The organism is methane-oxidizing endosymbiont of Gigantopelta aegis (genome assembly GCF_016097405.1).
Lineage (GTDB): Bacteria > Pseudomonadota > Gammaproteobacteria > Methylococcales > Methylomonadaceae > Methylomarinum.
Genome location: NZ_JAEHGD010000001.1, coordinates 231629 through 257108, shown reverse-complemented (window position 1 = coordinate 257108; position 25480 = coordinate 231629). Strand labels below are relative to the sequence as shown.

Sequence of the window (25480 nt, the reverse complement as noted above, 5' to 3'; positions counted from 1 at the left end):
CCTCATAACGATTTTATGATCAGCAGACTCCCCGAAGCCAACAAAAAAGCGGCAAACAGCCTGCTGTATTTATTATTGTCAATGCCACTGTAGACAAACTCTTCAGTCAGCAGGAATACAATAATGCCAATTTGCAAAATAGTCACATTTTCTGACCAGGCCAAGTGGAATTGCTGACCGGATAAAAGCAATGTCACGAGTTGAAACAGGGCAAACAAGGCATAACACACGGCAATCGTTACCCGTGTGGTATTTTTATCATAGGATTTTCCATGCACGATGGCAGTGAGCATGGCGCCACCTAAATTGGTCAGGCCATGAACAATCCCCATCACGATCAAATAATGGTCTGGAAATGCAACAATCTGGAAAATTGCTGTGCCACGAAGGGGAAAAAATGATTTCAAAGCAACCAGAATCAGAAAAATGCCGACAATTGGCGCAATATCGATACCGGCTTTAGTGGCCAACACTAGAAACAGCACCACCGGCGGGATGGTATAACGCAGAACCTGTTTTACAAATTCAAGATCGATATGCGCATAATGCTTGACGATCTGTAAAGCATTGATGGCAATCGAGATCGGTAACAACACGCTTAAAGTATCGACAAAACTATAGCCAAGCAATAGCAGCGTAGGCGTTCCAAACAACAACACGCCAACGCCAAACAAGGCCTGGATGAAACTGGTCGCAATGACAGTCAAGACAATATCAACAGGCATGGCATGCTCCTAAGAAATTTTTATGATACATCCCAGTCAGGTGAGGGTGTTATCGCTTATCTTAACAAAAATTCCCGTAACCTCTCATTATTCACAGACAATCTGGCCTCTCATTTATCGACACAGAGACCAGTGAGAACACAGAGAATGAAACCGTGACAAACGTTAATTCTGTGTCTATTTTTATACCCAGTCGAGCCAATCTTACCGCCAATAGCTGATATTCTTCAGGCGGCTATCTTTGGGTATAAATCACTTGACCACTACAGACCGAGCATGTCTCCAAAACTGCGAATCAAATCAAAAGTATCCAGGCACTTCACACCAAAATGTTGACAGACAATCGGGATAGTCACTTTATTTTTTCTGTTGGGATCAAATCCTTCATGGGTCACAATAATCGCATCAATCGCTGTCGCCTTGGCAATCAGCCAGGATCTGCCTCTGCAAGAAACTGATCTTTGGCGGCTTGGGTGAAATGTGTACTCGCCATCACCCAGGCGATAATTTCTTTGTATGCATTTTGCACATCGGTATCGCTCACATCTAGCCACCAGTTTGAGCCTTTGCGCGTTTTGGCCCAGTCGGACAGCGCATCATCGCCACGAGTCAATTCATCATACACATATTTAATCGAGGCAATGTCGCCGGCTTGCTGTTTTTGATCCAGCCATGTCCAGAAAGCAGGCACAATATCAAAGCCGTAATAGCGGTTACTCGCTTCGATATACTCTCCGCACATGAAAATAGAGCAAACCATCATGCACCGATAATTTGAAAATTCTCAGTTAAAAGTGAGCGCAAATTGTCGACATGCTTTTCTGGCTCAGAAAAGAATGTCTCGCAGGCTATTTTGAATTCTTTGAATGTTTCATAATACTGGTCATATAAGATTTCTTTCTTGAAATATCGCCAGTACCGTTCAATCAAATTAAGATTCGGCGCATACGGCGGTAAAAACACTAATTCAATTCGCGACATTTCAAGAAATTGTCTGACAGCCTTTGATCGGTAGTAGCGTGCATTATCGCAAATGATGTAAATAGTCCCAGCCTTCGGGTAACGTTCTTCAATCGCCTTACAAAGATCAATCGTTGCCTCGCCATTGATGGTGTCATAGCTCTTTAATGTAAGCTGCAACCGATTTAGCGGTTAAGTGAAGATTTTTCTGCAGATATTCATCCAACTCGGTCGCTTCTGAAACCGATAAGAAACTGGCACTTCCAACATGCTGAGTTTGTAGGAGTTTAGCAAGACCACCTTTCTTATATTTTCGATAGTAGGTACGGATTGTATTGCGGTCAATGAGAAGTGCTTCGGCAACGTTTGTTGCTGACCAGCCTGAACCTAAAAAGAATGATGGCTTTAACTCGGTCTGCATCACGTTTTTCTCGAAGCTCACCATGGGCTTCGCGCAAATCGGCTAATTCAGTCTCTGGAAGGGTGTAATTCGACATGGCCTTATTTTATATATTTCACTCCATTACGTCATCTTTTTTATGCTAAATTCTCATTTGCGAAGAGTATAAACACATTGGCGTCAAGCAGATAAGCAGGGTGTATCAAAGCTTCAGTTCCCGGGCAAGGTTAGGGATTTTGCGGGGTTCATGTCCAGAAGTTGCCCGGCATCCCGGAACAACAGGCTGCCTTGCTGTACACTGGCAATCACCGCAGAGGCGAAACGCCTGCCCAGACGGGTGCGGGCGGTCAAATAATAATCACCGCCATTTTTACCGCTCTGCTGTATCCATCGTCTGGCTTCATCCTGATAAAATATCCTGAATTCATCCCATGTCACCAGTCCCAAATCACAAGCGCGTCTGCCAATGACAATAGAACTTACACGATAGTAACGAACCAGGTCATATGCGTTGTCCGCAAGGTTTGCATGTTTATTCCATCGTTCACGGAAGCTTTGTTCAGAACCAGCACCTCCGCCGCCACCGCATTACAGAACCTTTCGCTATCCATGTGTATAGCTGTAGTTTCCTGATTTAACGCAACATCGGAGATGCCGCTTTGCCCAATCCAGATATGCGCCAGTTCATGCACCAGTGTGAAAATTCGCGCCGCCTTGGCATCCTTCCAGTTCAGAAACACCAGCGGCGCAATCGGATCGCTGATAGCAAAGCCGCGAAACTCGCCGACATTCAATGGGCGGTGCGTATTGCTGCCGACAATGCCACTATGCATCATCAGGATGCCCACACCCTCTGCCTTTTCGACCAGTGCAGACAAAAATGCTTCCCAGTTTTTTATACTGCGGCGCAAGGCATCATCAATGTTCAAAATCTGGCTGATATTCCGCGCTACATCTTGCGGCGTATCGGCCAGAGAGAAACGACCAACAAACGGCAAAATTTCTATCCCTTGCTGGATGGCATACTCTTTGTACCACGCCTGTTTGCGCTGGGCATCAAGGATGACATCGCGCAAATCCACGCTAATTTCGCCAAGGGCGACATCGCCGAGCGTGCGCAGATCGGGCAAAGGCATGGTTTCTTGCGGTGGCTCGCTTAAAAACAGGTAGCCAAACGGAATGTGCAATATTCTGGCAAGTTTTTGCGCCTGTAAAAAGGTTGGTTTTGCCTCGCCCCGCAACCAGAGCGGCGCCTTCTTGCTGACTTTCTCCGCCAGCATGGTATCGGACACACGGGCGCGCTCACACGCCCATCGCAATACTTGTGGAGAAATCAACGCCTCATTCGTCATGGGCAAATCCTAGCACACATCCGCTTTTTTCGTGTTGAAACGCCTCTTTTAGCACCGCTTGCATCAGGGCTTCGGCGTGGGTTTGGTTCTGGCTGATCTGGGCTTCCAGTTGGTCGCATATGGCAAGCAGCTTTTTGACCTTGGCGACAATGGCTTGTTGTTCGGGGAATGGGGGAGTGCAATGATGTAATTTTCAAAAAAGCTTCTTTGAATTCTCTGCTGTCCAACTGCGCCCTTATAAGTTTTTACTCCTTTTTCAATAAAACTCTCAGTTTTAACAATACTTAGGGGCTGTTGCCATTTCACATAGGTAACCATAAAAGGCGCAAGCCAGAGCGATAGAGCCTTCAAAATTTCGTTTGAGTTTGTCATATCGCGTGGCGATCGCTCTGAAATGCTTAAGTCTTGCAAACACATTTTCAACGAGATGGCGATATTTGTAGAGACACCAATCCATTTCATCATTTCCCCGAGTTGAATTCTTTTTCTTGGGATAACAGGAACAGCCCCTTGTCTTTAATTTGAAGACGTAATGCTTCACTGTCATAGCCTCTGTCAGCAACTATATAGTCACCTTTTGGGAGCTCTGCAACTAATTTCGGTGCTTCTTTACAGTCATGAACTTCGCCGCCTGTCACTGAGAAATGAATAGGAAGACCACAGGCATCAACGGCCATATGAATTTTACTGGTGTTCCCGGCGACAGATTTCTCGCTGTTTCTTGTTCACAGGCCGCACCACTACTATGCTGATGTGCTTTCACAATACTCCCATCAATAAATTCCCATTCCAGGTCTGGATCAACAACCAAGGCGTTAAAAATACCCATCAGTTTTTCTTTACGAGACCAGTCATTGAATCGTTTATATACCGCATTCCAATTACCAAAAGCCGTGGGTAAATCTCTCCAGGGACAACCTACTCGCAAGCGATAAAAAATACCTTCGACTGTTTTTCGAAGACAAGGTTTGTCATAAATTCCCATTTTCAACATAATTATCTTCAGTTTCTCCCAAAGTTCATCCGTAAGCATTTGTCGGGGCATAGTTTGCTTGTTTTTGAGTCAAAATAAACAATCTATGTGGCGGAGTTATTGAATTTCAAGGGGGATTTTCAAAACGGCAACAGCCCCTAATATAAACTCAGGATATAAAGTATCAGTATAGCTTCGTAACACATGTAATTCTGTTGTCCCTGCACCGATATTATTTTTAAGGTTTTTAACGATACAAGATTTTCTATTTTGAAAACATGGTGTAATTTTTGCGAAAACAACATCATTTTCAGCAAAATGTGTAAAACCAGATTTTATACTTGACCACATCTTTGTTATAGTTCTATGCCTATTATTAAATCCGTCTTCAATAAATTTCATAGGTATAAACGAAACAGGTAAATCATCGTCTGCTTTGTTTCTTGGGTTTATTTGCACAATCTCCCCCAACCGACACCAAACCCACCCATCAGGTAAATCAAACGGCTTTTCCTCATCGGTGATAGGGGGCAGGGGCTTCTGTTTTTTGATTTTTTTGGCTTTGATAAGTTCTTCTTTTTCCGTCTTGATGCGGGAGAGCAGCGACGCTGCGCTTTCGCTGCAATTACGAATTTTCAATTTTAAATGACGAATGGTCTCGGGATCGCTCGCTGTGCGTAATTCGTCATTCCAGATTCGTAATTGTTCCTTGTTTTTAATTCTAAAGTCTTCCGTCAGCTTGCCTTCAATCGCTTCCTGCAATATCTGCTGGCGAAGCTTTTTCAGCAGGGTTTGTTGGTGAACAACCTCACCTTTTAACTCCCTATCTTCCATTTCAACTTTTTTAAAGTGTGAGACGATTTCTTTCTGCAGCTCTAAGGGCGGAAGATTAATTTCAAGCGGTAACAGATGTTTTGGCTTTATCTCTGTTTTAATGCCACCCTTGACCTGTTCTTTAAGCAACCTGATAAATTCGGCACTCTTTAAGAATCTCTTGAAGTATTCAACATCAATAATATTTGTATCAAATGTATACGAAGAATAATGAATCGTTGCTGTAACGACTTCATTTCCATCATAAATCCCCATAGCACCCTTTGATACATTGATCCCGGATATAACAAGATCACCTGGATAAACCATGATCATATTGGTTTTACTTGGCTTGGATGCAATATGGAAGTTGCCAGAAAAATCAATCTTGTCGATACGCTTCAATCCTGCAATGGCTTCACTATCGGGTTTATATTTACCATCACGCTCAAAGAGAAACTCCCCGATTTTTGTTTTGCGCCACATCTCCATCACTCCATCCCCTCAATCAACCGCTTCTCCCGTTCAATTTCGGCAGCCAGCTCGGCTTCTGAGGGCAGTAGTTTTTGATATTTGGAAGCGAAAAGCTGTTCATTCTCCTTGAGCACGGAATATTTCACCAGTGTTTCATCCTTGCTGTCACAAAGAATGATGCCGATGGTCGGGTTGTCATCATCACCGCGTTGAAGGTCGTCAAACATACGCACATACATATCCATCTGGCCAATATCCTGATGGGTGAGTTTGCCGGTTTTCAGGTCGATAATGACAAAGCACTTCAGCAGGTAGTTATAAAACACCAGATCAATATAAAAATGGCTGGTTTCGGTGCTGATGCGCATTTGCCTGGCAACAAAAGAGAAGCCTCTGCCCATTTCCAACAGGAACTTTTGCAGCTCGTTGATAATCGCCTGCTCCAGATCGGATTCCCTGTCTTTTTCCCGCTCCGGTAGCTGCAAGAACTCCAGCACATACGGATCCCTGATAAAATCCAGCGTATTGATGTCGCCATCGGATGGCTGCCCGCCTTTTGCCTTGCCCTGCGTGGATAACAGGCGCTGATAGCTTTGGCTTTTGATGTTGCGCTCCAGTTGGCGCACCGTCCAGTTTTCCGCGCGAGCCTCGTTGCAGTAATACTCCAGAGCCTCGCGACTTTCTACGCGCATAATCAAGCGGAGGTGGCTCCAGCTTAATTCTCTACACAGCGTGTAGAGAATCTGTTGATCGGGAAATTTAAGAAAGAACTGGCGGCAATTGTATAAGTTTGCATAGGAAAAACCCTTGCCAAAATCAGCTGTTAAAGCCTTGGATAAATCCTCTATGAGGCGTTTACCATATTGCGCCTTGGTATTGCCCTGTTGCTCTTCTTCAACAATGCGTTTGCCAATCTGCCAGTAGGCTTCCACCATCGCAGCATTGACCGCGCTGCGCGCCTTGCCTCTTGCCTGCTCAAGGATACGACGAATGTCGGCGTAAAAGGTCGTTAACTCTCCCACTATAACAACTCCTTACGAAGCTGCTTCAAAAGCGCATCGCTTTTTTCAAAGGACTGATGCAGCAAATCCAGCAGCTCGGTGCTGGTATATTGCTTTTCCTCTTCGGGCTGATGCGGGTTTTTGATGTCCAACTCGTAGCCATTGGCGGCGATGGTGTCGATGTCCACCTTCCATGCCTGTTCGTTTTCTTTTCGGTTATCCCACCACTGCTTCAGGCCATCAAACTCGGCAAGCTGAATCGGTTTGGTCTTGGAATATGCCTTGTAGCCTTCGGGCAGCTTATGCTCCCAATACCAGACTTCCTTGGTCGGCTCGCCCTTGGTAAAAAAGAGCAAATTGGTCGCCACCGAGGCATAGGGCTGGAACACCGAATTCGGCAGGCGGATGATGGTGCGCAGGTTGCAATCCTTGAGCAATTTTTCGCGGATGCGCTGCTTCACGCCATCGCCCGCCCCCTATGTCAACATACCTGTCGCCTAGGAAATTTTAAATCAGGAGACAAAAATGAGCGTATTTAGCCAAGAATTTAAAGTACAATCAGTAGAAAAAGCATTATCCAGAAGACCAGAACAATCGCTAAAGCAAATTGCAGTTACTTTAGGTGTGGGTTACTCCACACTTCAAAAATGGATTCGGTTAGCTAAGAAAAATCAACTCGAAAAAACAGAGTCAAACATGTCAAAAGAAAAAAGCCCTCAAGATTGGAATACAGTAGAACGTTTTGAAGCCATTGTTCATTGTCATCATCTCACCGATGATCAGGCTAGCGCCTATTGTCGTGAACAAGGCATCTACTTACATCATCTAAATACCTGGAAAGCGGAATTTTTGTCAGAATCTAAATCAACAGAATCCGTATATAAACAGGCGCAAACAAAACTCAAACAAGAAAACAAGCGTTTGCATAAGGAGCTAAACCGCAAAGAGAAAGCGTTATCAGAAACAGCGGCTTTACTGGTGTTATCAAAAAGTGCCAAGCGATCTGGGGGAAAAGGCGGCCGATTAATCGCCTACTCAGATCGCCAACACTACAGCGCACTCATTGATGAAGCCGTTGACAATGGAGCGCGGCAGAAATTAGCCTGTGAACTGGTGGGTATATCAGCTCGAACCTATCAGCGTTGGAACCGGGGAGAAGGACTCTCAGAAGACCTACGACTGCACAATACAGCGCCTGTGCACAATCAATTATCCGAGGCCATCAAGCAAGAAATCATCACCGTGATTAATAAACCGGAATACAGCGCTTTAACGCCGCATCAAATCGTTCCGAGGTTATTGGATTTGGGCTGCTATCTCGCATCAGAATCAACCTTTATCGTGTCATGAAAGCCCACAACCAGCTTAAGCACAGAGCTAAAGGAGCCGCAGGTCAGCATAATAAACCGCAGTCACTCAAAGCCACACAGGCCAATCAAATCTACTCGTGGGATATTACGTATTTATTAAGCCCCGTCAAAGGGCAGTATTTTTACCTCTACATGGTGATGGACATCTATAGTCGGAAAATCGTAGGCTGGCAAGTTCATGATGCCGAATCAAGCGCACACGCTGCTGATTTGATCGAAGATATCGCTCGCCGGGAAAACATCGACAAAAAGCAATTGGTGATACATTCTGACAACGGCAGTCCGATGAAAGGCGCAACATTAAGGGCCAAATTGGTCGATTTAGACATTGCCACGTCGTTCAGCAGACCTCGTGTCAGTAATGATAATCCTTATTCAGAATCGTTATTTAAAACAGTCAAATATCATCATACCTTTCCAGAAAACCCTTTTAAAACATTAAGCGAAGCCAGGAACTGGGTTGAAGCTTTCGTTTGTTGGTTCAACAATGAACATCAACACAGTGCGCTCAAGTTTGTAACACCCAACCAACGCCATAACGGCTTAGACAGCGCCGTACTCGAAAAAAGAAAACGAGTCATCGAGCAAGCAAAAAGAGACAATCCAGAGCGATGGAATGGACGACAAACACGAAATTTAACGCCCATTGGCCATGTTTATCTTAATCCGGATAAGGAAAATTTCAACACAACAGAATGTCAAGCAGCTTAATAAAATTCATTTCGTAAATTATTGCAAAAAATGCGACAGGTTGGTTGACATTTAGCGCCCGTGAGCGAGCCATCGGGCAAGACAATCGCCGCCCTGCCACCATCTTTTAAGAGGTGAATCATCAGAATCAGAAACAAATCCGCCGATTCCTTGGTGCAAAAGCTTTGTGGAAAATTGTTTTCATTGTTGTTGGAGACCACGCCACCAAATGGTGGGTTGGCGAGAATCACATCCACACGATCCTTTTGCCGGTATTCGGTGAGCGGTTTCGCCAGCGAGTCGTCAAACTTGATATTGGGCACATTGATGTCGTGCAGAATCAGGTTGGTATTGGCTAGCAGGTAGGGCAGCGGCTTGTATTCCCAGCCCTGTACATTGCGCCCGATCGCCTCGCGCTCTTCCACGCTGCTTGCCTTCTCCTTCAAATGCTCAATCGCCGCCGTGAGAAAACCGCCCGTGCCGCAGGCCGGATCAAGCAGGGTTTCGTGCGGCTTGGGGTCGGTCAGTTCGGTCAACAACTCGGTGATGGCGCGCGGGGTGTAGAACTCGCCCAGCGTGCCCGCGCTCTGCAATTCGCTAAGAAAGGTTTCGTAAATCTGCCCAAAAACATGTTTATCCTTGCTGTTGTTGAAATCAATCTCGTTGAGCTTGTTGATCACCTGCCGCAGGTGGATGCCCGACTTCATGTAGTTGTAGTTGTTGGCAAACACCTCCCGCACCAGCACGGCGCGTTTGTTGCCCGTGGAGAGATCAATATTCGCCAGCGTGGGGAACAGCTTTTGATCCACGAAATGAATCAGCTCATCGCCGGTCATGCCCTCGTCATCCGACGCCCAGGCATCCCAGTGTAACTCCGCCGGTATGGGCGAGACATAATCATCATCCAGCAGTTCCAATTCTTTGTCCTTGTCGCTGAAGATTTTCAGAAACAGCATCCAGCCCAATTGCAGGATGCGCAACTCATCGCTGCCTGTGCCGGTGTCCTGCCGCATGATTTTGCGTGCCGATTTTACGATTCCGCTGATATTCGCCATTTCTTCTTATGCCGCCTTATAAATTTCCTGTTCAAGTTCCGTCAATGCCTGAAGGTATTGACGCTTGCCGCCAAAGAGCCGCACAATCTCAACTGGGGAGCCGAAGCGATCCAATGGGTTGACCTGCAACACCTTCATATCCTCAATATTCTCAATGCCTTCCTCGGCGTATTTATCGAGCAGGGCTTCCAGCACCTTGCGCGCCTGCTCGCCATATTTGGTAAAGTAATCCCGCTTCTTCACCTGTTTGGCACGCTCGGCGCGAGTGAGCGGCGGCTGATCGAATGCCGTATGACAAATCAGATCGAACACATCCATCTCCTTGCTTACCGCTTCCCTGAGGTCTTCAAAAATCACGCCTTGCTCGGTCAGTTCCTCAATGATGGCTTTCTTTTTCTCCGCCTGATTCCATGTTTTCAGGAACGCATCCAGTGAATGAAACTGCTCGCGCACCTTGCTGCGGGTATAATCCTTCAGGCTGCCCGTAATCAGCTTGCCATCACCGTCCAGATACTGGATGCGCTCGTTGAGCACCGCCACATTCACGCCATTCACATAGTATTTCGGCGCAGGCTCGGAAACAATCTCGCCGCCTGCTCTGATTTCAGGCGGATCATCGGGAAATTCAATCGTTTCGCCCGTTTCTTCATCGCTGACGGGCGTATCATCCGCCGCTTCCTCTTCCACCGATTCAATCGCTTCATTCTCGTCGATTTCCTTGACGCGCACCGGGTCGCCATCGAAAGCCGGATCGGCAAACAGATCGGTGACATTGCGGAAATCCATAATGGTGAAGAAATACTTGCCGTATTCCTCGTTGATGCGTGTGCCGCGCCCGATAATCTGCTTGAATTCGGTCATTGAGCCGATATTGCTGTCCAGCACAATCAGCTTGCAGGTCTGCGCATCCACGCCCGTGGTCATCAGCTTGGATGTGGTGGCAACCACAGGGTATCGCTCTTCGGGGTTGATGAAGTTATCCAGCTCCCGTTTCCCTTCATCGTTGTCGCCGGTAATCTGCATGACATAGCGATCATCCTCAGCCATCAGATCGGCATTTTCATTCGCCATCGCCGCACGCATGCGTTCGGCATGATCAATATCGGTGCAGAAGATAATCGTTTTATCAAAGCGGCTGTGCTTTTTCAGAAACTCCGTCACCTTCTTTGCCACGGCTTCCGTGCGCTCGTCAATCACAAGATTTTTATCGAAATCCTTGCGGTTGTAGATGCGATCCTCGACCAGCAGACCGGATTTGTCTCGCTTGCCTTTTTCTGGTCGCCAGCCCTCCAGATCGACATTCAGGCCGATGCGCAACACCTTGTATGGTGCCAGAAAACCATCGCTAATGCCTTGCCTGAGCGAATAGGTGTACACCGGCTCGCCAAAATATTCGCTGTTGGAAACATCTTCGGTTTCTCTGGGCGTCGCCGTCAGGCCAATATGCGTGGCGGAGCTGAAGTAGCGCAGGATTTCACGCCATGCACTGTCTTCGGCGGCACTGCCGCGATGGCATTCGTCCACCACAATCAGATCGAAGAAATCCGGGCTGAACTCGCGGTAGGCATCCTTGTCTTCATCATAATTGGTCAGCCCCTGATACAACGCCAGATAAATCTCATACGACTTATCAATGCGCTTGTGTTTAATGACTGTCATCTTGTCCTTAAAATGGCGAAAATCACCGCGGCGGGTCTGATCAATCAGCGCATTACGGTCGGCAAGAAACAGAATGCGTTTTTTCACGCCACTTTTCCAAAGCCGGTGAATAATCTGGAATGCCGTATAAGTCTTGCCCGTGCCGGTGGCCATGGTCAAAAGAATGCGTTGCTTACCCTTGGCAATGGCTTCTACGGTGCGATTGATGGCGATTTGCTGGTAATAACGGGGTGAGCGATCCGAGCCATCAAAGAAGTAATCCTGGGCTGCGACCTGCTCTTGCTCGGGCGTGTCAATGCCTTTGTATTTCTTGTAGCACCGCCAAAGCTCTTCAGGCGAGGGGAAGGTATCCAGCGATAGTTCTTGTTCCAACGAACCTTTGCTGCGGGTTCTGTCGTGCTCGTAGAAGCCATCGCCATTGCTGCTATAAACCACGGGAATATCAAGGATGCGAGCGTATTCGATGCCCTGCTGAATGCCTGCCCGAACGGAATGGTTATTATCCTTTGCCTCAATAATGGCCACGGGGATATTGGGTTTGTAATAGAGAATGTAATCGGCGCGCTTTCGCTTGCCGCGCGTGCTCAGATTGCCTTTGACATAGATGCGCCCATCGGTGAAAGAGACCTCTTCGCGCACCTGTGTCTGAATATTCCAACCCGCTTTTTTCAACGCAGGGGTGATATATTTAGTACAAATATCCCGTTCCGATAAAGTTTTTTTATTGTTCATCCTTGAATTTTATTGATTATCTGGTTGAGATGCATAACATCAATTATTATCTAAAGGAGGGAGTTATCGATTCGCCCGGTAAAGCTCATCGACGGTTAAATGCACTTCGGGTAAAAAATATTTTCGGAAATAATCCACTTCCGGCAGTTCAATCAAGTTAAGCCGCTTTTCAATATCATTCATCGCCGCTTTAAACTCTTGATTGCCCGCGCGAATTTCTTCGATACACTTAACATAAGCACTGATCGTGTCAGCCGCTTTAACCAGCGCCATAACTTCATCATCACATGATTCAGTCACATAATTGAATACATCATCTTGTAACGGTGCCGGCAAGGTATCGACCAAAGCACAGGCGGCCGTATGCTCAATCGCCTTGTAGCTATCATAAATACCCTGATTGAAACGTTTGATCGGCGTTGGTAGGTCGCCGGTGATGCTTTCATGGGCATCGTGATACAACGCCGCTAGTACCACTTCGCCAGGATCCATATCACCTTGATAAAATTCATTACGGATAGCGCAGAGTAGATGGGCGATAACACAGACATCGAAACTGTGTTCTTTCACATTTTCAGAAACTGAATTGCGCTTCAGGCCCCAACGCTGAATGTGTTTGAGGCGGTTAATGGTGGCAAAAAAGCTGGACACGAAAAGACCGTTTTACTCGAACAGACAATCACTTAAATCCGGCATCGAAATATGCCGACTGGCCGGAAAATGCCTGTCCTGCATTTTGGCCTGATGCACCCGCTGAAACGATTTATCAAAATCGGCATTCAAAAAATCCCGCGCCAGTTTTTTGCATAATACATATAGCGCAGCATAGTCTTCCGCCTGACCTGAGGCACAGGCGGCAATCTGTTTTGACAGGCTGCGTATGATGGAAATTATCAAGCCATCATGACGCCAATCAACGGTGGTGGAAAAAATATCACCTTGCCCGCCCGACAGTGCCGCTGCACTCATCGCCGAATAAGACAGATTAACCAGGCCGGATAAAATAACGGTCATATCACCTTGCTTGAAGGCACGGAACAAATCGGCGCCATTATCCATTAACAAGGCTTGAAATTGAATGATATCCATATCACTCAGGCCAGCTCCGTCAGTATTGAGGATTTTACCCGCACACTGATGCCAGTGTTTAAGCAACTCAAGATGTGACTGTTCCATGACGCACTCCCAGACAGTTTGTTGTCTCAGAAAGCTCTCATCTTACCTTATGCATTGCCGGCCTCAAAACTTCGTGCGATAGCGATGTTTAATAATGCCTCGACTTCTTCAAGGCCAAGGAGATGATCCTCATCGAATGCCCCCTGATGATGCGCATATTCAGCCACACCAACATTGACATCCAGCGGATAGCCTGATGGCGTTTTGATTTGCTCAAACAAGTCTTGTTTAATTTTTTGGGCAACCGCGTCGGCTTTTTCGAACGAAGCACCCGGCAGCGCCAGAATAAAATCATCGTCATTGACGCGGCCGGCAAGATCGACACCCACCCGAATATCTTGCTGCATGATTTTTACCGCTTTCAATAAGGTGGTGTCAATTTCATGCTCGGGTAATTGATATTTGTTACGAAAATCACGAATACTCAGATAAATGATCGAAAACGGCAGCCCATTGCGTTTTGAATTATCGACCTTTTCCCGCAAACGGGTCAGAATGCTTTCCCGCGCCAAAAACCGTGTCAACGGGTCGACCGCTTCCTGCTCTTTGGCTAGCGCTTCCTGGGCCTCCAGCCGCAAGACATTGATAATACCTAAGGAACATGCCAACAAGACGCCCAAAATCCAACTGAAATACCACATGGCTGCCCTCCTAATAGAGCTTGTGATCGTTATCGTGAACGTAATCCACCGTAATTTTTCCGCGTAATATCTTAAATATCCAACTGGTATACACGATAATCAGCGGCAGAAAAATCACCGTCACCCAAAACATCAAATGCAAGGTCGAGACACTAGAACTGGCATCCCAGACAGTCAAAGAACTGTTGACGGCAATACTGGACGGAATTAAAAATGGAAACATGGAGGCACCTGCGGTCAGAATGATCCCCGTCAGCGTTAACCCGCTGCTGATAAAGGCCAACCCCGGACGATTGATGAGCGATAAGAACACGGTAACTAACCCCAGGATGCAGGCCCCGGCCGGCACGGCCCAAAGACTGGGATAATGATTATAATTATCCAGCCACAAACCTTCTGCCTTTTTAACCATCTTCAATAATGGATTAGAAGGCCCATCGGGTACGATTTCAGTCAAGATGTGATAGCCCGGCAAATGACTGATCCACAAACCCGCTAACAGAAACAGTGCTATCGTGATTAAACCGGCATACAGCACAACTTTTTTACAGCGCTGATAAATTTCCGCATCGGTGCGTAGTTGCAAATAAATCGCACCATGCATAACATACATGCTAACGCTGACCAAACCGGCTAACAGCGCGAATGGCGACAATAAATCCCAAAAGCTGCCGTAGTAAACCATACGTAAATCATTATCAAAGTTAAACGGTAACCCCAACAGCAAATTGCCGAAACCGACCCCCATTACTAAAGCCGGCACGAAACTACCCACAAAAAGCGCTTTATCCCAGTTATTACGCCATTTCTGGCTGCTAAGCTTACTCCGGTAATCAAAGCCCAGAGGCCGTAAAAACATAGCGCATAGCGTCGCCAGCAGCGCAAAATACATGCCAGAAAATGATACCGCATACACCATCGGCCACGCAGCAAACAAAGCGCCTCCGGCCGTGACAAACCAGACCTGGTTTCCCTCCCAGGTCGGCCCTATGGAATTGATAATCACCCGCCGTTCCAAATCGGTTTTCCCTAAAAATGGCAGCAGCATACCCACGCCCAGATCGAAACCATCCATGATGGCAAAACCAATCAACAATGCCCCTAAAAAGGCCCACCAGATCAAGCGTAATGTTTCATAATCAAAAATCATTTGACCGCTCCTTCTGCAATTTCAAAGTGATACCGCCCTGTATGCAGGGAACTCGGCCCCAACCGAATAAATTTCAGCATTAAAAACATTTCAATCATTAAAAAGCAGGTGTACGCCAGAATATAGGTACTCAAACTGAGAATAATATCCCATTCGGTCAGCGACGAGGCACTAAGAAACGTCGGCAGAATTTCTGCAATAGTCCAGGGTTGGCGTCCGAATTCCGCCACAAACCAGCCCATTTCACAGGCAATCCATGGCAACGGAATCATCCAGAAAGACAACTTCAACAACCATTCCTGACGGCATTTGCGAATAGAACTCATGGCGAAAGCCAACGCAAAAATAACCAGCATGATAAAGCCACAGGCGACCATAACCCTGAAAGTCCAAAACAGCGGCACCACCCGCGGAATGCTAAATTGTACGGCCTCGGCAATTTGTGCCTCCGTCGCCTTTGAGACATCGTCTACCCAGCGTTTAAGTAATAGTCCATATCCTAGGTCGGCCTTATATTGCTCAAATTCTGCGACTAATTCCGGCGCGATTGGTTTTTCGCTGTCTTTGATTTTCTGTAACGCCGCATAAGCCTTCATGCCATTACGAATACGTTGTTCATTTTTGAGCAGAATATCTTTCAACCCCATAATAGGTGTATCAATCGACCGCGTCCCAATCAGACCCAGTACCCAGGGAATTTTTATTGCATATTTTGTTTCCATGGCCTCCTGGTCGGGTATGCCAACCAAAGTGAATGCGGCAGGCGGCTCTTCCGTCTCCCATTCGGCTTCTATCGCCGCCAATTTAGCTTTTTGTACTTCGCCATCGGTATAACCACTTTCATCGCCCAGCACAATCACCGCCAATACCGCCGCCAGCCCAAAGCCTGCGGCAATGGTATAAGAGCGCTGCGAAAATGCGGCATCGCGTCCTTTCAACATATAAAAAGCGCTGATACCCAATACAAATGCCGATGCTGTGGTGTAGCCTGCAGCTACGGTATGAACAAATTTGACCTGTGCGGCCGGATTAAAAATCAATTGGCCAAAACTACTGACCTCCATGCGCATGGTTTCAAGATTGAACTCGGCGCCGACCGGATTTTGCATCCAGCCATTGGCAATCAAAATCCATAAGGCCGACAAGTTGGTACCTAACGCCACCAACCAGGTTACCATGAGGTGCTGGCCCTTGCTGAGCTTGTCCCAGCCAAAGAAAAACAGCCCCACAAAACTCGATTCCAAAAAAAACGCCATCAAGCCTTCAATGGCCAGTGGCGCACCGAACACATCACCAACATAATGCGAAAAATAGGCCCAATTCATGCCGAACTGGAATTCCATCGTCAGCCCGGTCGCAACGCCTAACGCAAAGTTGATGCCGAACAGCTTGCCCCAGAACTGTGTCATGTCTTTATAGACTTGTCGCCCTGTCATGACATAGCAAGACTCCATGATCGCCAACAAAAATGACAATCCCAGTGTCAGAGGAACAAACAGGAAGTGATACAGTGCCGTGACAGCAAATTGCCAGCGCGACAGTTCAACGACTCCTTCTGTAATCATTTTAGGAACCTCAAAGTAGTAATGAATAGCCAAGCACTATTTTGCTTGGTTTATAAATATAGGACGGCAATTTACGGTCTAGTCGACCCAGTAAAGTATAGCCGTAAACTAAAATTAACCAAATATTTAGTAAATTAGTATATTCTGATTTTACTTACGGAAAAATAAATTGACAAGTGCTGTCAAAAGAATGCTGACAACAATCATTGAGGTGACAGGAATAAACACCACACTGTGTTCATTTTTGATATGAATATCGCCGGGTAAGCGACCAAACCAGTTGATTAACCAAGGCGCATAAGAGGTAATGAGCCCTAAAGTGAGAATAAAGCTACCGATAATGATTAACACTTTACCGACATCCATTCGGTTTCCCCTCAGCTAAACAGAATGAATAGAATAAACGAGACTATAAATTCATGCAACGCTCGAAGATATCGCTGACCTCTTCGCAACTGATAACATCCTGATCACTTTCCAGGATATAGTTAGCCAGATTCAAAATACAGACCCAGCTTTTCCGATGACTGACAAACATCCAGGCTTGTGTAAAAAGATCCAGCATCTTATTTTCCCGCTGCTCTGCATCGGCAATAAAATATTCCAGATATTGATACGCCTTTTCCATATCCGCCTGGCCACCGTAATAATCGCCTAAGGCCTGGGGATTGAGTAAATTCAGATTAAGCACCTCATCATCCCGAATTGACACATAGCGTGCTTCTGCCAAAGGCCCGGCCAGCAAATTAATGACATCCGCTTCATAAGCACATTGATAACTGTGTTTTTCTGCCACTGATAAATCCGACAGGCTATCGAGCATGGCAACCGGCAAACTCTGAATTAAATGCCCGCCGATAACTTTTGCCTGCAATGGCATAGCGTTTTTTTCCGAGCGTTTGACCTCTATGCTGAAATAGACTGGCGGGAGACCCCGCAATTGATTACCGAGGTAAATCGCAGTGGCATGCCCTGCTTCGTGAAAAGCGGTTTGCTGGGTAAGCTCAAAAAGCCTATCTGCGCCTAAATCGCGTGACTGATGATATCTGTGCATACATACCCCCAAAAAAGGGCGGCCAAAAAGGCCGCAGAGGAAGGATAACAACTCTGAGTCCGTGAAGAAGAACAAGAGTTAGGGCTAGTTTACAAGGCTAAAACGGTAAAAAAAATGTGGCATTTTGCCGCGCGACAATTAGCCGCTAAAATTGGCATGAAATATGGTATGTATATTAGATTGGCCTGAGTAAACCGTGGTAAAACCAGCCTTTTTTATACTGCAACACAAAAAAACAGGTCATATGCCATAGTTCGAATGTGGCATATGACCTATTTTTTAGCAACAAAGTTATCCACAACCTAAAAATCAACTGTTTAGCTTGTGAATATTCAACACGTTTTTAACAATTCAACCCTAAACCATTGATTAAAAATAAATCTGACACCAACCCCCATCTTCTTTTTGAATAATATCCCCATGAATCCAGCAAGAAATGCACAGCGTTATCCACAGGTCACTGTATACAGGATCTATTTACCAGCTGCCGATATTTTCCATTGACACCCAAGGCTCCCTAGGTGCCAGCCTTTCCCCTTTTTGCAATAATTCAATGGAAATATTATCGGGAGAGCGAATAAACGCCATCCAGCCATCTCGTGGCGGCCGGTTAATCGTAACGCCTTGGTCCATTAGCTTCTGACACACCGCATAAATATCATCTACCTCATAGGCTAAGTGTCCAAAATTACGGCCACCATCGTAATCCTCCGGATCCCAATTCCAGGTCAACTCCAACTCCGGCGCCCGCTCTGTTTCTGCACGCGCTTTATCTTCGGGGGCCGCCAGGTAAATTAGCGTAAAACGACCTTCCTCATGATCAACGCGCCGGGTCTCTACAAGGCCTAATTTATTACAGTAAAAATCCAGTGATTGCTCTAAATCTTTAACTCTGACCATCGTATGTAAATATCGCATCACTTATACTCCGCAAACTGTTAAAATTAAATTTTTAAGCTTCAATAGAATATCATGAGTGATTATCCTGAAAAAACCTGTGAAATTGACCGTTTAATTCGCCATCCAAAGCTCGTGGAAGCGGCATTAAAAGGCCAAAAAACCGAGCAGCGCCGCGATGGCTTGTATGCCTATCCGAACGAAACGTTTAAACTGGAAGGTGTCCCTTTTGTGGTCACGTCTGTTGAAAGACAGCGCCTAGGCGACATGACCGACGACGATGCCCGTGCAGAAGGGTATCCTGACCTTGCATTCTACAAAAACCTGATTTTAAAAATGCATCCTGGCATGACGTGGGACGAAGATAGCCTGGTCTGGGTGCACTCGTTCAAACGGCAACAGGATTAGAACGAGTTTCTGTAGCACTGTCTCTGGTATACAGTGCTACAGAAAATGCGCTATTGATGATTATCAACGCTCGCCAGTAGTTTCTTACGAATAAAAAATATCGCCGCCAATCCCACAAAAACCGGTATTTGCGTCACCATAAATATCATCGTCGGATTTTTACTGAACATCCCCGCCAAAGAAGCGACTAACAGCTTATTGGCCAACCACCAAGTCAACCAATACCCTAGCACCCCGATGATCGCCCAATTAATGGCCGGTCCATTTACTTTTTTAGCCGAGGTATAAAACCAGACCAATACCAGAATCCCGGCAAATTTTGCGAGTAATAACATAGCTCCCCTCTCTATCTTGTTGGATAAACAGCTTTATTCAGCTGACATTCAATAAAAATTAACACAATAGCGGTTATCATTACCGATACATCAGCACTGAATGACGCAAAATATTATGATATGCGATATTGTCTTGGCTGACATCTTTTTTCAATCTGGAGCTTGAACAATGGCTAAACTCTTCAAAATTGTCTTATCGATTATCGCCTCTCTACTTGCTTTAATCCTTATCGCCGCAATTGCGATTCCATTATTTGTTGATCCTAACGACTATAAACCGCAAATCATTGAATTGGTCAAAAAACAAACAGGTCGCGACCTAACTATCAATGGCGATCTTGAAATCTCTGTTTTTCCGTGGATTGGCGTTTCAACCGGTGAGCTTGCGCTCAGCAATGCCAAAGGTTTCGCAGACCGACCCTTCGCCAAAATTGAAGAAAGCAATATAAAAGTTAAATTATTCCCGTTGTTATCGCGTAAAGTCGAAGTCAGCCGTATAGTCCTCAAAGGCCTGGATTTATACCTTGCCAAAAACAAGCGAGGCATCAGCAACTGGGATGACCTGATTCAGCCCGAGAAAGCACAGAAACAACCCGATAAATCGCAACCCGCCGATAGCTCTACAACCGAAGCGGCACCCGCGTTGGCGGCATTGGCGATTGGCGGCTTATCAATTGAAAACGCCCATATCACGTGGAGTGACGCTTCCAGTGGTCAATATATTGAAATCAGGCAGTTCAATTTAAACACCGACCAACTGATGTTTGACCAGCCCGTCGACGTCGATCTGGCTTTTGAGGTTTTCGATAAAAAAGCCAATACGACACTTCAACTTGATCTTGCCACACAATTATTGATCAATGCAGCCCTTGACAAAATACAATTCAAATCGCTGACGTTAAACACGACGATGACAGGTGATGACTTACCGAATAAGCAGATCAATGCCCAATTACAGAGTGATATTGCGCTAGATCTGACCCAACAGACACTGGATATTTCCGATTTAACGCTGCAAAGTGGAAGTTTACAGATAACTGCCCAACTTAAGGGGGTAAACATCAAAGATCAGCCCGATTTTAACGGCCATATCGACGTCGCTGAATTTGATTTGGGAAAATTTTTGCGCAATATGGGCCTAAATCTTAATATGCGTGATGACACGGCACTCAGTCGTTTCCGCTTACAAAGCCAGTTAGCTGCCACTGATAAGACCGCAAAACTTTCCGGCTTACAGATAACACTCGATGACAGTCACTTGAAAGGTGATATTAACATTGTAGATCTCGACAAACAGGCGATTCGATTTAATCTGGTGCTGGATAAAATAAATGCCGACCGCTATTTACCACCCGAAAGCAAGTCCAGCAAAACGAGCAACAAGGTTGCATCACCTGCCGCCGCTGCAGTTGCAGGCGCCACGTTATTTCCGGTCGAAACATTGAGAAAACTGAATCTTCAAGGCACGCTGCTGATCAACGCCTTGACCTTCAACAAAATTCCGATGCAAGGCGTACGTTTAGCGATTGACGCAAAAGCAGGCCTGCTCAAAACACAACAGTCGATCCAGCATTTACTCGAAGGCAGTTATCGTGGGCAAACAGTGATCAATGTTAAAGGCCGCACGCCATCGTTAGCGCTGAACGAAAAGTTGAAAGGCGTCCAAATCGCCCCACTGCTGAAAGCTGTGAACGACAGCGATAGAATGAGCGGAAAAATCAATGCCTCCGTCCGCCTGAAAGGCTATGGCAACACCAGCAAGGCCATCAAGTCCAGCTTGAATGGCGCGTTATCTTTTAATCTTAGCGATAGCGTTATCAAGGGCTTTAATATTCAAAAAATGATTGATAGCATCAAAACACTATTAAAAGGCGCACCATTACCACCTGCAAATAAAAATGACCAAACCTTGTTTTCAAAAATCAGCGGTACCGCGACGGTCAGCAATGGTATTGTTAAAAATAATGACCTGATCGCGACCTCTTCCCGTGTCGATGTGACTGGCAAAGGCATCATCAATTTAAGAACGGATCAAATCGATTATAAAATTCGTGCCGCCGTCACCAAACGCGGACAAAAAGATAAAGTCAAAGGCATTCCTTTGATCATCAAAATAAGCGGGCCACTCGCTAAGCCCTCTTATCAATTGGATGTCGCGGCCATCGCATTGGAGACAAACAAAGCGAAAATTGACAAAGTAAAAACCAAATTACTGGATAAGCTGGACAAGAAACTGGGGCCAGGTGCCGCTGATTTACTGAAAAGTTTTTTCTGAGCCAAGCGAAACCTATGGATAACAAAACCTTTCACCGGCAGATATTTGATTGGTTTGACCGGCATGGACGCAAGGATTTGCCGTGGCAACACCCTATTAGCGCCTACCGGGTCTGGATTTCTGAAATCATGCTGCAACAGACCCAGGTAGCCACGGTGATTCCGTATTATCAGAAGTTTATGCACGCTTTCCCCGACATCAAGACACTGGCTCAAGCCAGTCTAGATGATGTTTTAACGCATTGGGCAGGCCTCGGTTACTATGCCCGAGCCAGGAACCTGCATAAAGCGGCACGGGTAATTCAGCATCAGTATAATGGTGTATTCCCGCAAGCTTTTGAACATGTCGTTGCCCTGCCCGGCATCGGCCGCTCCACAGCTGGCGCCATTTTAAGCATCGCCTTTGGACAGCCTCATGCTATTTTAGACGGCAACGTCAAACGCGTCTTAAGCCGTTTTTACGGCATCTATGGCTGGCCTGGGGATAGCAAAGTCAGCAAGGAGCTATGGCAAATTAGTGAACGCCTTACGCCTCAGCAGCGGACAGCCGATTATACGCAAGCCATGATGGATATGGGCGCGACCGTCTGCACACGCCGCAAGCCTGTATGCTCTGTTTGCCCTCTGCAACCTGATTGCTATGCCTTCCATCATCAGGAAACCGAAAAACTGCCAAGCACGCGACCACGTAAGGCGCTCCCTGTTAAACAAAGTGTTTTTTTATGCTTAAAAAATAATCAAAACCAGATTTTATTACAACAACGACCGCCGGTCGGTATTTGGGGCGGATTATGGTCTCTGCCTGAGTTTGATGATTTTTCATCGCTGGAATACTGGTGCCAATTACACTGCAATGACTTCAGCATTATTGAGCAACTTCCCGACAAGAGGCATACGTTTTCCCATTATCACCTCGACTATTCAACGGTAATCGTAAAAGAGAAAAACCCTAAAAACTTTGTGATGGAACAAGATAACGCAGTCTGGTATAAGAATGATGCGATTCATTCATTAGGTTTACCCGCACCCATAAAGCGGATTTTGCAAGAACATACAGAGGAAAATCAATGGCGAGAATGATTAAATGTGTAAAACTAGGTATTGAAACGGAAGGTCTGGACGAGCCGCCATTCCCAGGTCCAAAAGGTCAACAGATTTTTGAGCATATCTCGAAACAAGCCTGGGAGGAATGGCTGAAAATGCAGACCATGATTATCAATGAACAACGTTTAGCCAGTTTTGACCCGCAAGCCAAAAAAATTCTGGAGCAAGAAAGAGAAAAATTCTTGTTTTCAGGCGGTTTCGAAATGCCTGAAGGCTATGTTCCGCAAAAAGAAAACTGAAGAGCTGTCAAAGAAAGGCCTAAGGACGCGCTCTTCTAACTCAGGCTTGCCAATGTCTTACCACTAATAATTCTTGGTAACACTGGATTAAAAAAAGGGTGTGGAATAATCTTCCGCACCCTTTTTAATTATCGCTTCATCGAATCAAAAAATTCCGCGTTCGTCTTGAATTGCTTCAGTTTGTCCAACAAAAATTCTGACGCGGCCATTTCATCCATCGGCTGTAGAATCTTGCGCAAAATCCAGGTTTTCTGCAATTCATCGGGATCGACCAGATACTCTTCTCGCCTTGTACCCGAGCGATTGATATTGATGGCAGGATAAATACGTTTTTCGGCAATTTTACGCTCTAAATGCAACTCCATGTTACCGGTGCCTTTAAATTCCTCAAAAATCACCTCATCCATACGTGAACCGGTTTCCACCAAGGCTGTCGCAATAATTGTCAAGCTACCTCCCTCTTCAATATTCCGCGCAGCACCAAAAAAACGTTTTGGTTTTTCCAAAGCATTTGCATCGACACCGCCTGACAACAGCTTACCCGACGAGGGAGCAACCATATTGTAGGCTCTGGCCAAACGGGTGATGGAGTCTAACAGAATGACAACATCGTGTTTATGTTCAACTAGACGACGGGCTTTTTCGATCACCATATCTGCCACCTGAACATGACGCGTTGCAGGCTCATCAAAGGTACTTGAAATCACCTCACCTCTAACGCAGCGTTCCATCTCTGTCACCTCTTCAGGGCGTTCATCAATGAGCAGAACGATCAAATAACATTCCGGATTATTTTCTGCAATGGCATGCGCAATGCTCTGCAGAATCATGGTTTTACCCGCTTTAGGTGGTGACACGATCAAGCCACGCTGGCCTTTACCGATGGGCGCAATCAAGTCAATCACACGACCGGTCAGGTCTTCGCTAGTACCATTGCCTTGTTCTAATCGGAAGCGTTGATTGGGGAAAAGCGGTGTGAGGTTGGAAAATAAAATCTTGTGTTTGGCATTTTCGGGGGCTTCAAAATTGATACTTTCAACTTTGAGCATAGCAAAATAGCGCTCACTATCTTTCGGGGGACGAATCTTTCCACTGACTGTATCGCCGGTTCTAAGTCCAAAGCGTCGAATTTGGCTGGGAGAGACATAAATATCATCGGGGCCTGCCAAATATGAGCACCCGGGGGTTCTTAAAAACCCAAACCCATCTTGCAGAATCTCCAGCACACCATCGCCATAAATACTTTCGCCATTCTTCGCAAGTTTTTTTAGAATGGAAAAAATAAGTTCCTGTTTGCGGGCCCTGGCAATATTTTCAATGCCGTTCTCTTCGGCAAGCGTTATCAGTTCATTAATTGGTTTAAGTTTTAACTCGGTAAGATTCATATTGATCGAAAGATAGATATAAGAAATGCAACACGACAGAAAGCCGTATACTGCAGAAAGGTTATTTTTAGTTGGAAGATTTTATTATGGCGCGCAGAAAACCGCACTCGGGAATTATAACGTAAATTAACGATCTGGCCAAGTCTAAAGGCCAGATCGTTTGAAATTATCAAAGATTATTATCGATAAAATCCTTTAATTGTGATTTTGACAAAGCACCCACTTTAGTCGCTTCGACATCGCCGTTTTTGTACAACATTAAAGTTGGGATACCTCGAACACCATAATGCTGAGGTGTTTCAGGGTTTTCATCAATATTGAGTTTAGCAACGATCAGCTTGCCTTTATATTCTTCTGCAATTTCATCCAGAACAGGCGCAATCATTTTACAAGGCCCACACCATTCAGCCCAATAATCGACCAAAACAGGCTCCGAAGCATTCAAAACTTTATCGTTAAAATCAGCATCCGATACATGAAGGACTAAGTCACTCACGTTATTCTCCAATAACTTTAAAATTTGAAACTATAGGGACATGCAATCCGCTTGTCAATGATTTTGGCCTGAGCCAAGCTGAATGATCGCTTAACATTCCCATGCAAATGAATTCCAATACCTCGCAACAAAACGTAAAACATTGGATTCATGGACAATTTAGATGCACACGCTATACCCTTCAGTTCAACGCGCAGTTAAATTGCCACAGAGTCACGAATGAAAAATATCAAGGAATTTCTTCGATATAAGTTCGCTCAATAGGTGTCTGCACATAAATCTTTTCGCCATTTTGCCTGGCCCAGAAATAATAATAGCCCTTTGCTGGCTCGGAAGTCACTTTACCACCTTTGACTATCCAGGATTTAACATGCCCGCCTTCAGCATAGGTCACCTTATAATCGCCTTCCAGCCAAGTTACCCCTATTCTAGACAATTTGTTCTGTTGCTCTTCGGTACAAGCACCGAGTGTCACCAGCGCGACTATCAACAAAAGTGTTTTAACCACATTCACCTTAGCTCTCCTTAAAATCAGTTCTATTCAGGTTTCAA

25 protein-coding genes and 4 pseudogenes are annotated in these 25480 nt (G+C 45.7%); 5 read left to right on the top strand and 24 right to left on the bottom strand.

Features of this window, described 5'->3' with window-relative positions; translation table 11 throughout:
• Positions 1–2 precede the first annotated feature (2 nt).
• The 10 genes and pseudogenes from JEU20_RS01260 to JEU20_RS01220 form a co-directional block, all read right to left on the bottom strand.
• Positions 3–725 (bottom strand): hypothetical protein, encoded by a 723-nt coding sequence (locus tag JEU20_RS01260; protein ID WP_198243257.1) that lies wholly within the window; start codon positions 723–725, stop codon positions 3–5.
• Between the two features lie 263 nt (positions 726–988).
• Positions 989–1467 (bottom strand): annotated as a pseudogene (locus tag JEU20_RS01255) (DUF4411 family protein).
• Positions 1468–1484: 17 nt separating this feature from the next.
• A complete protein-coding gene (locus JEU20_RS14860; RefSeq protein ID WP_245395048.1) occupies positions 1485–1865 on the bottom strand; it encodes a transposase in 381 nt (126 codons plus the stop codon).
• Positions 1840–2130, bottom strand: a complete 291-nt coding sequence (locus JEU20_RS14855; protein ID WP_245395047.1) for a terminase gpP N-terminus-related DNA-binding protein — start codon at positions 2128–2130, stop codon at positions 1840–1842. The genes JEU20_RS14860 and JEU20_RS14855 overlap by 26 nt, the downstream gene beginning before the upstream one ends.
• A gap of 165 nt (positions 2131–2295) precedes the next feature.
• Positions 2296–2532: a hypothetical protein gene (locus JEU20_RS01245; protein ID WP_214657273.1), complete on the bottom strand. Its 237-nt coding sequence runs from the start codon at positions 2530–2532 to the stop codon at positions 2296–2298.
• 32 nt (positions 2533–2564) lie between these two features.
• Positions 2565–3437 (bottom strand): ImmA/IrrE family metallo-endopeptidase, encoded by an 873-nt coding sequence (locus tag JEU20_RS01240; protein WP_198243253.1) that lies wholly within the window; start codon positions 3435–3437, stop codon positions 2565–2567.
• Positions 3438–3739: 302 nt separating this feature from the next.
• Positions 3740–4482, bottom strand: a pseudogene (locus JEU20_RS01235) (IS5 family transposase).
• A gap of 45 nt (positions 4483–4527) precedes the next feature.
• Positions 4528–5709 carry a restriction endonuclease subunit S domain-containing protein gene (locus JEU20_RS01230; protein ID WP_198243251.1) on the bottom strand — a complete coding sequence of 394 codons (1182 nt, stop codon included), beginning with the start codon at positions 5707–5709 and terminating at the stop codon, positions 4528–4530.
• Between the two features lie 5 nt (positions 5710–5714).
• Entirely contained in the window at positions 5715–6719 is a 1005-nt protein-coding gene (locus tag JEU20_RS01225) for a PDDEXK nuclease domain-containing protein (protein ID WP_198243249.1), read from the bottom strand.
• Positions 6719–7168: pseudogene (locus tag JEU20_RS01220) on the bottom strand (N-6 DNA methylase); the annotation flags it as partial. The gene JEU20_RS01225 and the pseudogene JEU20_RS01220, both read right to left, overlap by 1 nt.
• 55 nt (positions 7169–7223) lie before the next feature.
• Between JEU20_RS01220 and JEU20_RS01215 the strand changes: the two are divergent.
• Positions 7224–8779 (top strand): IS3 family transposase gene (locus JEU20_RS01215; protein ID WP_198243245.1). Its coding sequence is split into 2 segments (ribosomal slippage): positions 7224–8034 and positions 8034–8779, totalling 1557 coding nucleotides; the frame shifts between segments, so codons are not numbered across the junction.
• A 56-nt stretch (positions 8780–8835) separates the two neighbouring features.
• Here JEU20_RS01215 and JEU20_RS01210 read toward each other — a convergent pair.
• From JEU20_RS01210 to JEU20_RS01165, 10 genes and pseudogenes are all read right to left on the bottom strand, one after another.
• Positions 8836–9813, bottom strand: a pseudogene (locus JEU20_RS01210) (class I SAM-dependent DNA methyltransferase); the annotation flags it as partial.
• A gap of 6 nt (positions 9814–9819) precedes the next feature.
• A complete protein-coding gene (gene hsdR / locus JEU20_RS01205) occupies positions 9820–12204 on the bottom strand; it encodes an EcoAI/FtnUII family type I restriction enzme subunit R (protein ID WP_198243243.1) in 2385 nt (794 codons plus the stop codon).
• A gap of 63 nt (positions 12205–12267) precedes the next feature.
• Positions 12268–12855: a 5'-deoxynucleotidase gene (yfbR, locus tag JEU20_RS01200; protein WP_198243241.1), complete on the bottom strand. Its 588-nt coding sequence runs from the start codon at positions 12853–12855 to the stop codon at positions 12268–12270.
• Positions 12856–12867: 12 nt separating this feature from the next.
• Positions 12868–13380 (bottom strand): nucleoside triphosphate pyrophosphohydrolase family protein, encoded by a 513-nt coding sequence (locus JEU20_RS01195; protein WP_245395046.1) that lies wholly within the window; start codon positions 13378–13380, stop codon positions 12868–12870.
• 47 nt (positions 13381–13427) lie between these two features.
• Positions 13428–14021 carry a cytochrome bd-I oxidase subunit CydX gene (gene cydX / locus JEU20_RS01190; RefSeq protein WP_198243239.1) on the bottom strand — a complete coding sequence of 198 codons (594 nt, stop codon included), beginning with the start codon at positions 14019–14021 and terminating at the stop codon, positions 13428–13430.
• Positions 14022–14031: 10 nt separating this feature from the next.
• Complete coding sequence (gene cydB, locus JEU20_RS01185) at positions 14032–15171, bottom strand: cytochrome d ubiquinol oxidase subunit II (RefSeq protein ID WP_198243237.1); 1140 nt, start codon at positions 15169–15171, stop codon at positions 14032–14034.
• A complete protein-coding gene (locus JEU20_RS01180; protein WP_198243236.1) occupies positions 15168–16736 on the bottom strand; it encodes a cytochrome ubiquinol oxidase subunit I in 1569 nt (522 codons plus the stop codon). The genes cydB and JEU20_RS01180 overlap by 4 nt, the downstream gene beginning before the upstream one ends.
• Before the next feature lie 150 nt (positions 16737–16886).
• Positions 16887–17102, bottom strand: a complete 216-nt coding sequence (locus tag JEU20_RS01175; protein WP_198243234.1) for a DUF2905 domain-containing protein — start codon at positions 17100–17102, stop codon at positions 16887–16889.
• Between the two features lie 43 nt (positions 17103–17145).
• Positions 17146–17790 (bottom strand): hypothetical protein, encoded by a 645-nt coding sequence (locus JEU20_RS01170; protein ID WP_198243232.1) that lies wholly within the window; start codon positions 17788–17790, stop codon positions 17146–17148.
• A 477-nt stretch (positions 17791–18267) separates the two neighbouring features.
• Complete coding sequence (locus JEU20_RS01165; protein WP_198243230.1) at positions 18268–18708, bottom strand: VOC family protein; 441 nt, start codon at positions 18706–18708, stop codon at positions 18268–18270.
• Between the two features lie 54 nt (positions 18709–18762).
• On the opposite strand from JEU20_RS01165, the gene JEU20_RS01160 reads away from it, so the two are divergent.
• Positions 18763–19095, top strand: a complete 333-nt coding sequence (locus JEU20_RS01160; RefSeq protein ID WP_198243228.1) for an ASCH domain-containing protein — start codon at positions 18763–18765, stop codon at positions 19093–19095.
• Between the two features lie 50 nt (positions 19096–19145).
• Here the strand turns inward: JEU20_RS01160 and JEU20_RS01155 are convergent, their stop codons facing one another.
• Positions 19146–19430, bottom strand: coding sequence for a hypothetical protein (locus JEU20_RS01155; RefSeq protein WP_198243226.1), 285 nt, complete (start codon positions 19428–19430; stop codon positions 19146–19148).
• A 169-nt stretch (positions 19431–19599) separates the two neighbouring features.
• On the opposite strand from JEU20_RS01155, the gene JEU20_RS01150 reads away from it, so the two are divergent.
• The 3 genes from JEU20_RS01150 to JEU20_RS01140 are packed head-to-tail and all read left to right on the top strand — an operon-like array spanning position 19600 to position 23047.
• On the top strand, positions 19600–21705 hold the full coding sequence (locus JEU20_RS01150; RefSeq protein WP_198243224.1) for an AsmA family protein: 2106 nt from the start codon (positions 19600–19602) through the stop codon (positions 21703–21705).
• Positions 21706–21719: 14 nt separating this feature from the next.
• A complete protein-coding gene (gene mutY / locus JEU20_RS01145; RefSeq protein ID WP_198243222.1) occupies positions 21720–22784 on the top strand; it encodes an A/G-specific adenine glycosylase in 1065 nt (354 codons plus the stop codon).
• Positions 22772–23047 (top strand): oxidative damage protection protein, encoded by a 276-nt coding sequence (locus JEU20_RS01140; RefSeq protein WP_198243220.1) that lies wholly within the window; start codon positions 22772–22774, stop codon positions 23045–23047. Before mutY ends, JEU20_RS01140 begins: the two co-directional genes overlap by 13 nt.
• A 128-nt stretch (positions 23048–23175) precedes the next feature.
• On the opposite strand, the gene rho is transcribed toward JEU20_RS01140, so the two are convergent.
• From rho to JEU20_RS01125, 3 genes are all read right to left on the bottom strand, one after another.
• Positions 23176–24432 carry a transcription termination factor Rho gene (rho, locus tag JEU20_RS01135; protein ID WP_198243218.1) on the bottom strand — a complete coding sequence of 419 codons (1257 nt, stop codon included), beginning with the start codon at positions 24430–24432 and terminating at the stop codon, positions 23176–23178.
• Positions 24433–24601: 169 nt separating this feature from the next.
• A complete protein-coding gene (gene trxA / locus JEU20_RS01130) occupies positions 24602–24928 on the bottom strand; it encodes a thioredoxin TrxA (protein ID WP_198243216.1) in 327 nt (108 codons plus the stop codon).
• Positions 24929–25157: 229 nt separating this feature from the next.
• Positions 25158–25436, bottom strand: a complete 279-nt coding sequence (locus JEU20_RS01125; RefSeq protein WP_245395045.1) for a hypothetical protein — start codon at positions 25434–25436, stop codon at positions 25158–25160.
• Positions 25437–25480 lie beyond the last annotated feature (44 nt).

Excerpts from the sequence above, each read along its gene's own strand:
- JEU20_RS01230 (WP_198243251.1), bottom strand. The coding sequence starts at position 5,709 with ATGTGGCGCAAAACAAAAATCGGGGAGTTTCTCTTTGAGCGTGATGGT.
- JEU20_RS01150 (WP_198243224.1), top strand. The coding sequence starts at position 19,600 with ATGGCTAAACTCTTCAAAATTGTCTTATCGATTATCGCCTCTCTACTT.
- JEU20_RS01160 (WP_198243228.1), top strand. The coding sequence starts at position 18,763 with ATGAGTGATTATCCTGAAAAAACCTGTGAAATTGACCGTTTAATTCGC.
- JEU20_RS01240 (WP_198243253.1), bottom strand. The coding sequence starts at position 3,437 with ATGACGAATGAGGCGTTGATTTCTCCACAAGTATTGCGATGGGCGTGT.
- JEU20_RS14855 (WP_245395047.1), bottom strand. The coding sequence starts at position 2,130 with ATGGTGAGCTTCGAGAAAAACGTGATGCAGACCGAGTTAAAGCCATCA.
- JEU20_RS01155 (WP_198243226.1), bottom strand. The coding sequence starts at position 19,430 with ATGTTATTACTCGCAAAATTTGCCGGGATTCTGGTATTGGTCTGGTTT.
- JEU20_RS01180 (WP_198243236.1), bottom strand. The coding sequence starts at position 16,736 with ATGATTACAGAAGGAGTCGTTGAACTGTCGCGCTGGCAATTTGCTGTC.
- JEU20_RS01165 (WP_198243230.1), bottom strand. The coding sequence starts at position 18,708 with ATGCGATATTTACATACGATGGTCAGAGTTAAAGATTTAGAGCAATCA.
- JEU20_RS01260 (WP_198243257.1), bottom strand. The coding sequence starts at position 725 with ATGCCTGTTGATATTGTCTTGACTGTCATTGCGACCAGTTTCATCCAG.
- JEU20_RS01170 (WP_198243232.1), bottom strand. The coding sequence starts at position 17,790 with ATGCACAGATATCATCAGTCACGCGATTTAGGCGCAGATAGGCTTTTT.
- cydX (WP_198243239.1), bottom strand. The coding sequence starts at position 14,021 with ATGTGGTATTTCAGTTGGATTTTGGGCGTCTTGTTGGCATGTTCCTTA.
- JEU20_RS01175 (WP_198243234.1), bottom strand. The coding sequence starts at position 17,102 with ATGGATGTCGGTAAAGTGTTAATCATTATCGGTAGCTTTATTCTCACT.
- JEU20_RS01195 (WP_245395046.1), bottom strand. The coding sequence starts at position 13,380 with ATGGAACAGTCACATCTTGAGTTGCTTAAACACTGGCATCAGTGTGCG.
- rho (WP_198243218.1), bottom strand. The coding sequence starts at position 24,432 with ATGAATCTTACCGAGTTAAAACTTAAACCAATTAATGAACTGATAACG.
- hsdR (WP_198243243.1), bottom strand. The coding sequence starts at position 12,204 with ATGAACAATAAAAAAACTTTATCGGAACGGGATATTTGTACTAAATAT.
- cydB (WP_198243237.1), bottom strand. The coding sequence starts at position 15,171 with ATGATTTTTGATTATGAAACATTACGCTTGATCTGGTGGGCCTTTTTA.
- mutY (WP_198243222.1), top strand. The coding sequence starts at position 21,720 with ATGGATAACAAAACCTTTCACCGGCAGATATTTGATTGGTTTGACCGG.
- JEU20_RS01140 (WP_198243220.1), top strand. The coding sequence starts at position 22,772 with ATGGCGAGAATGATTAAATGTGTAAAACTAGGTATTGAAACGGAAGGT.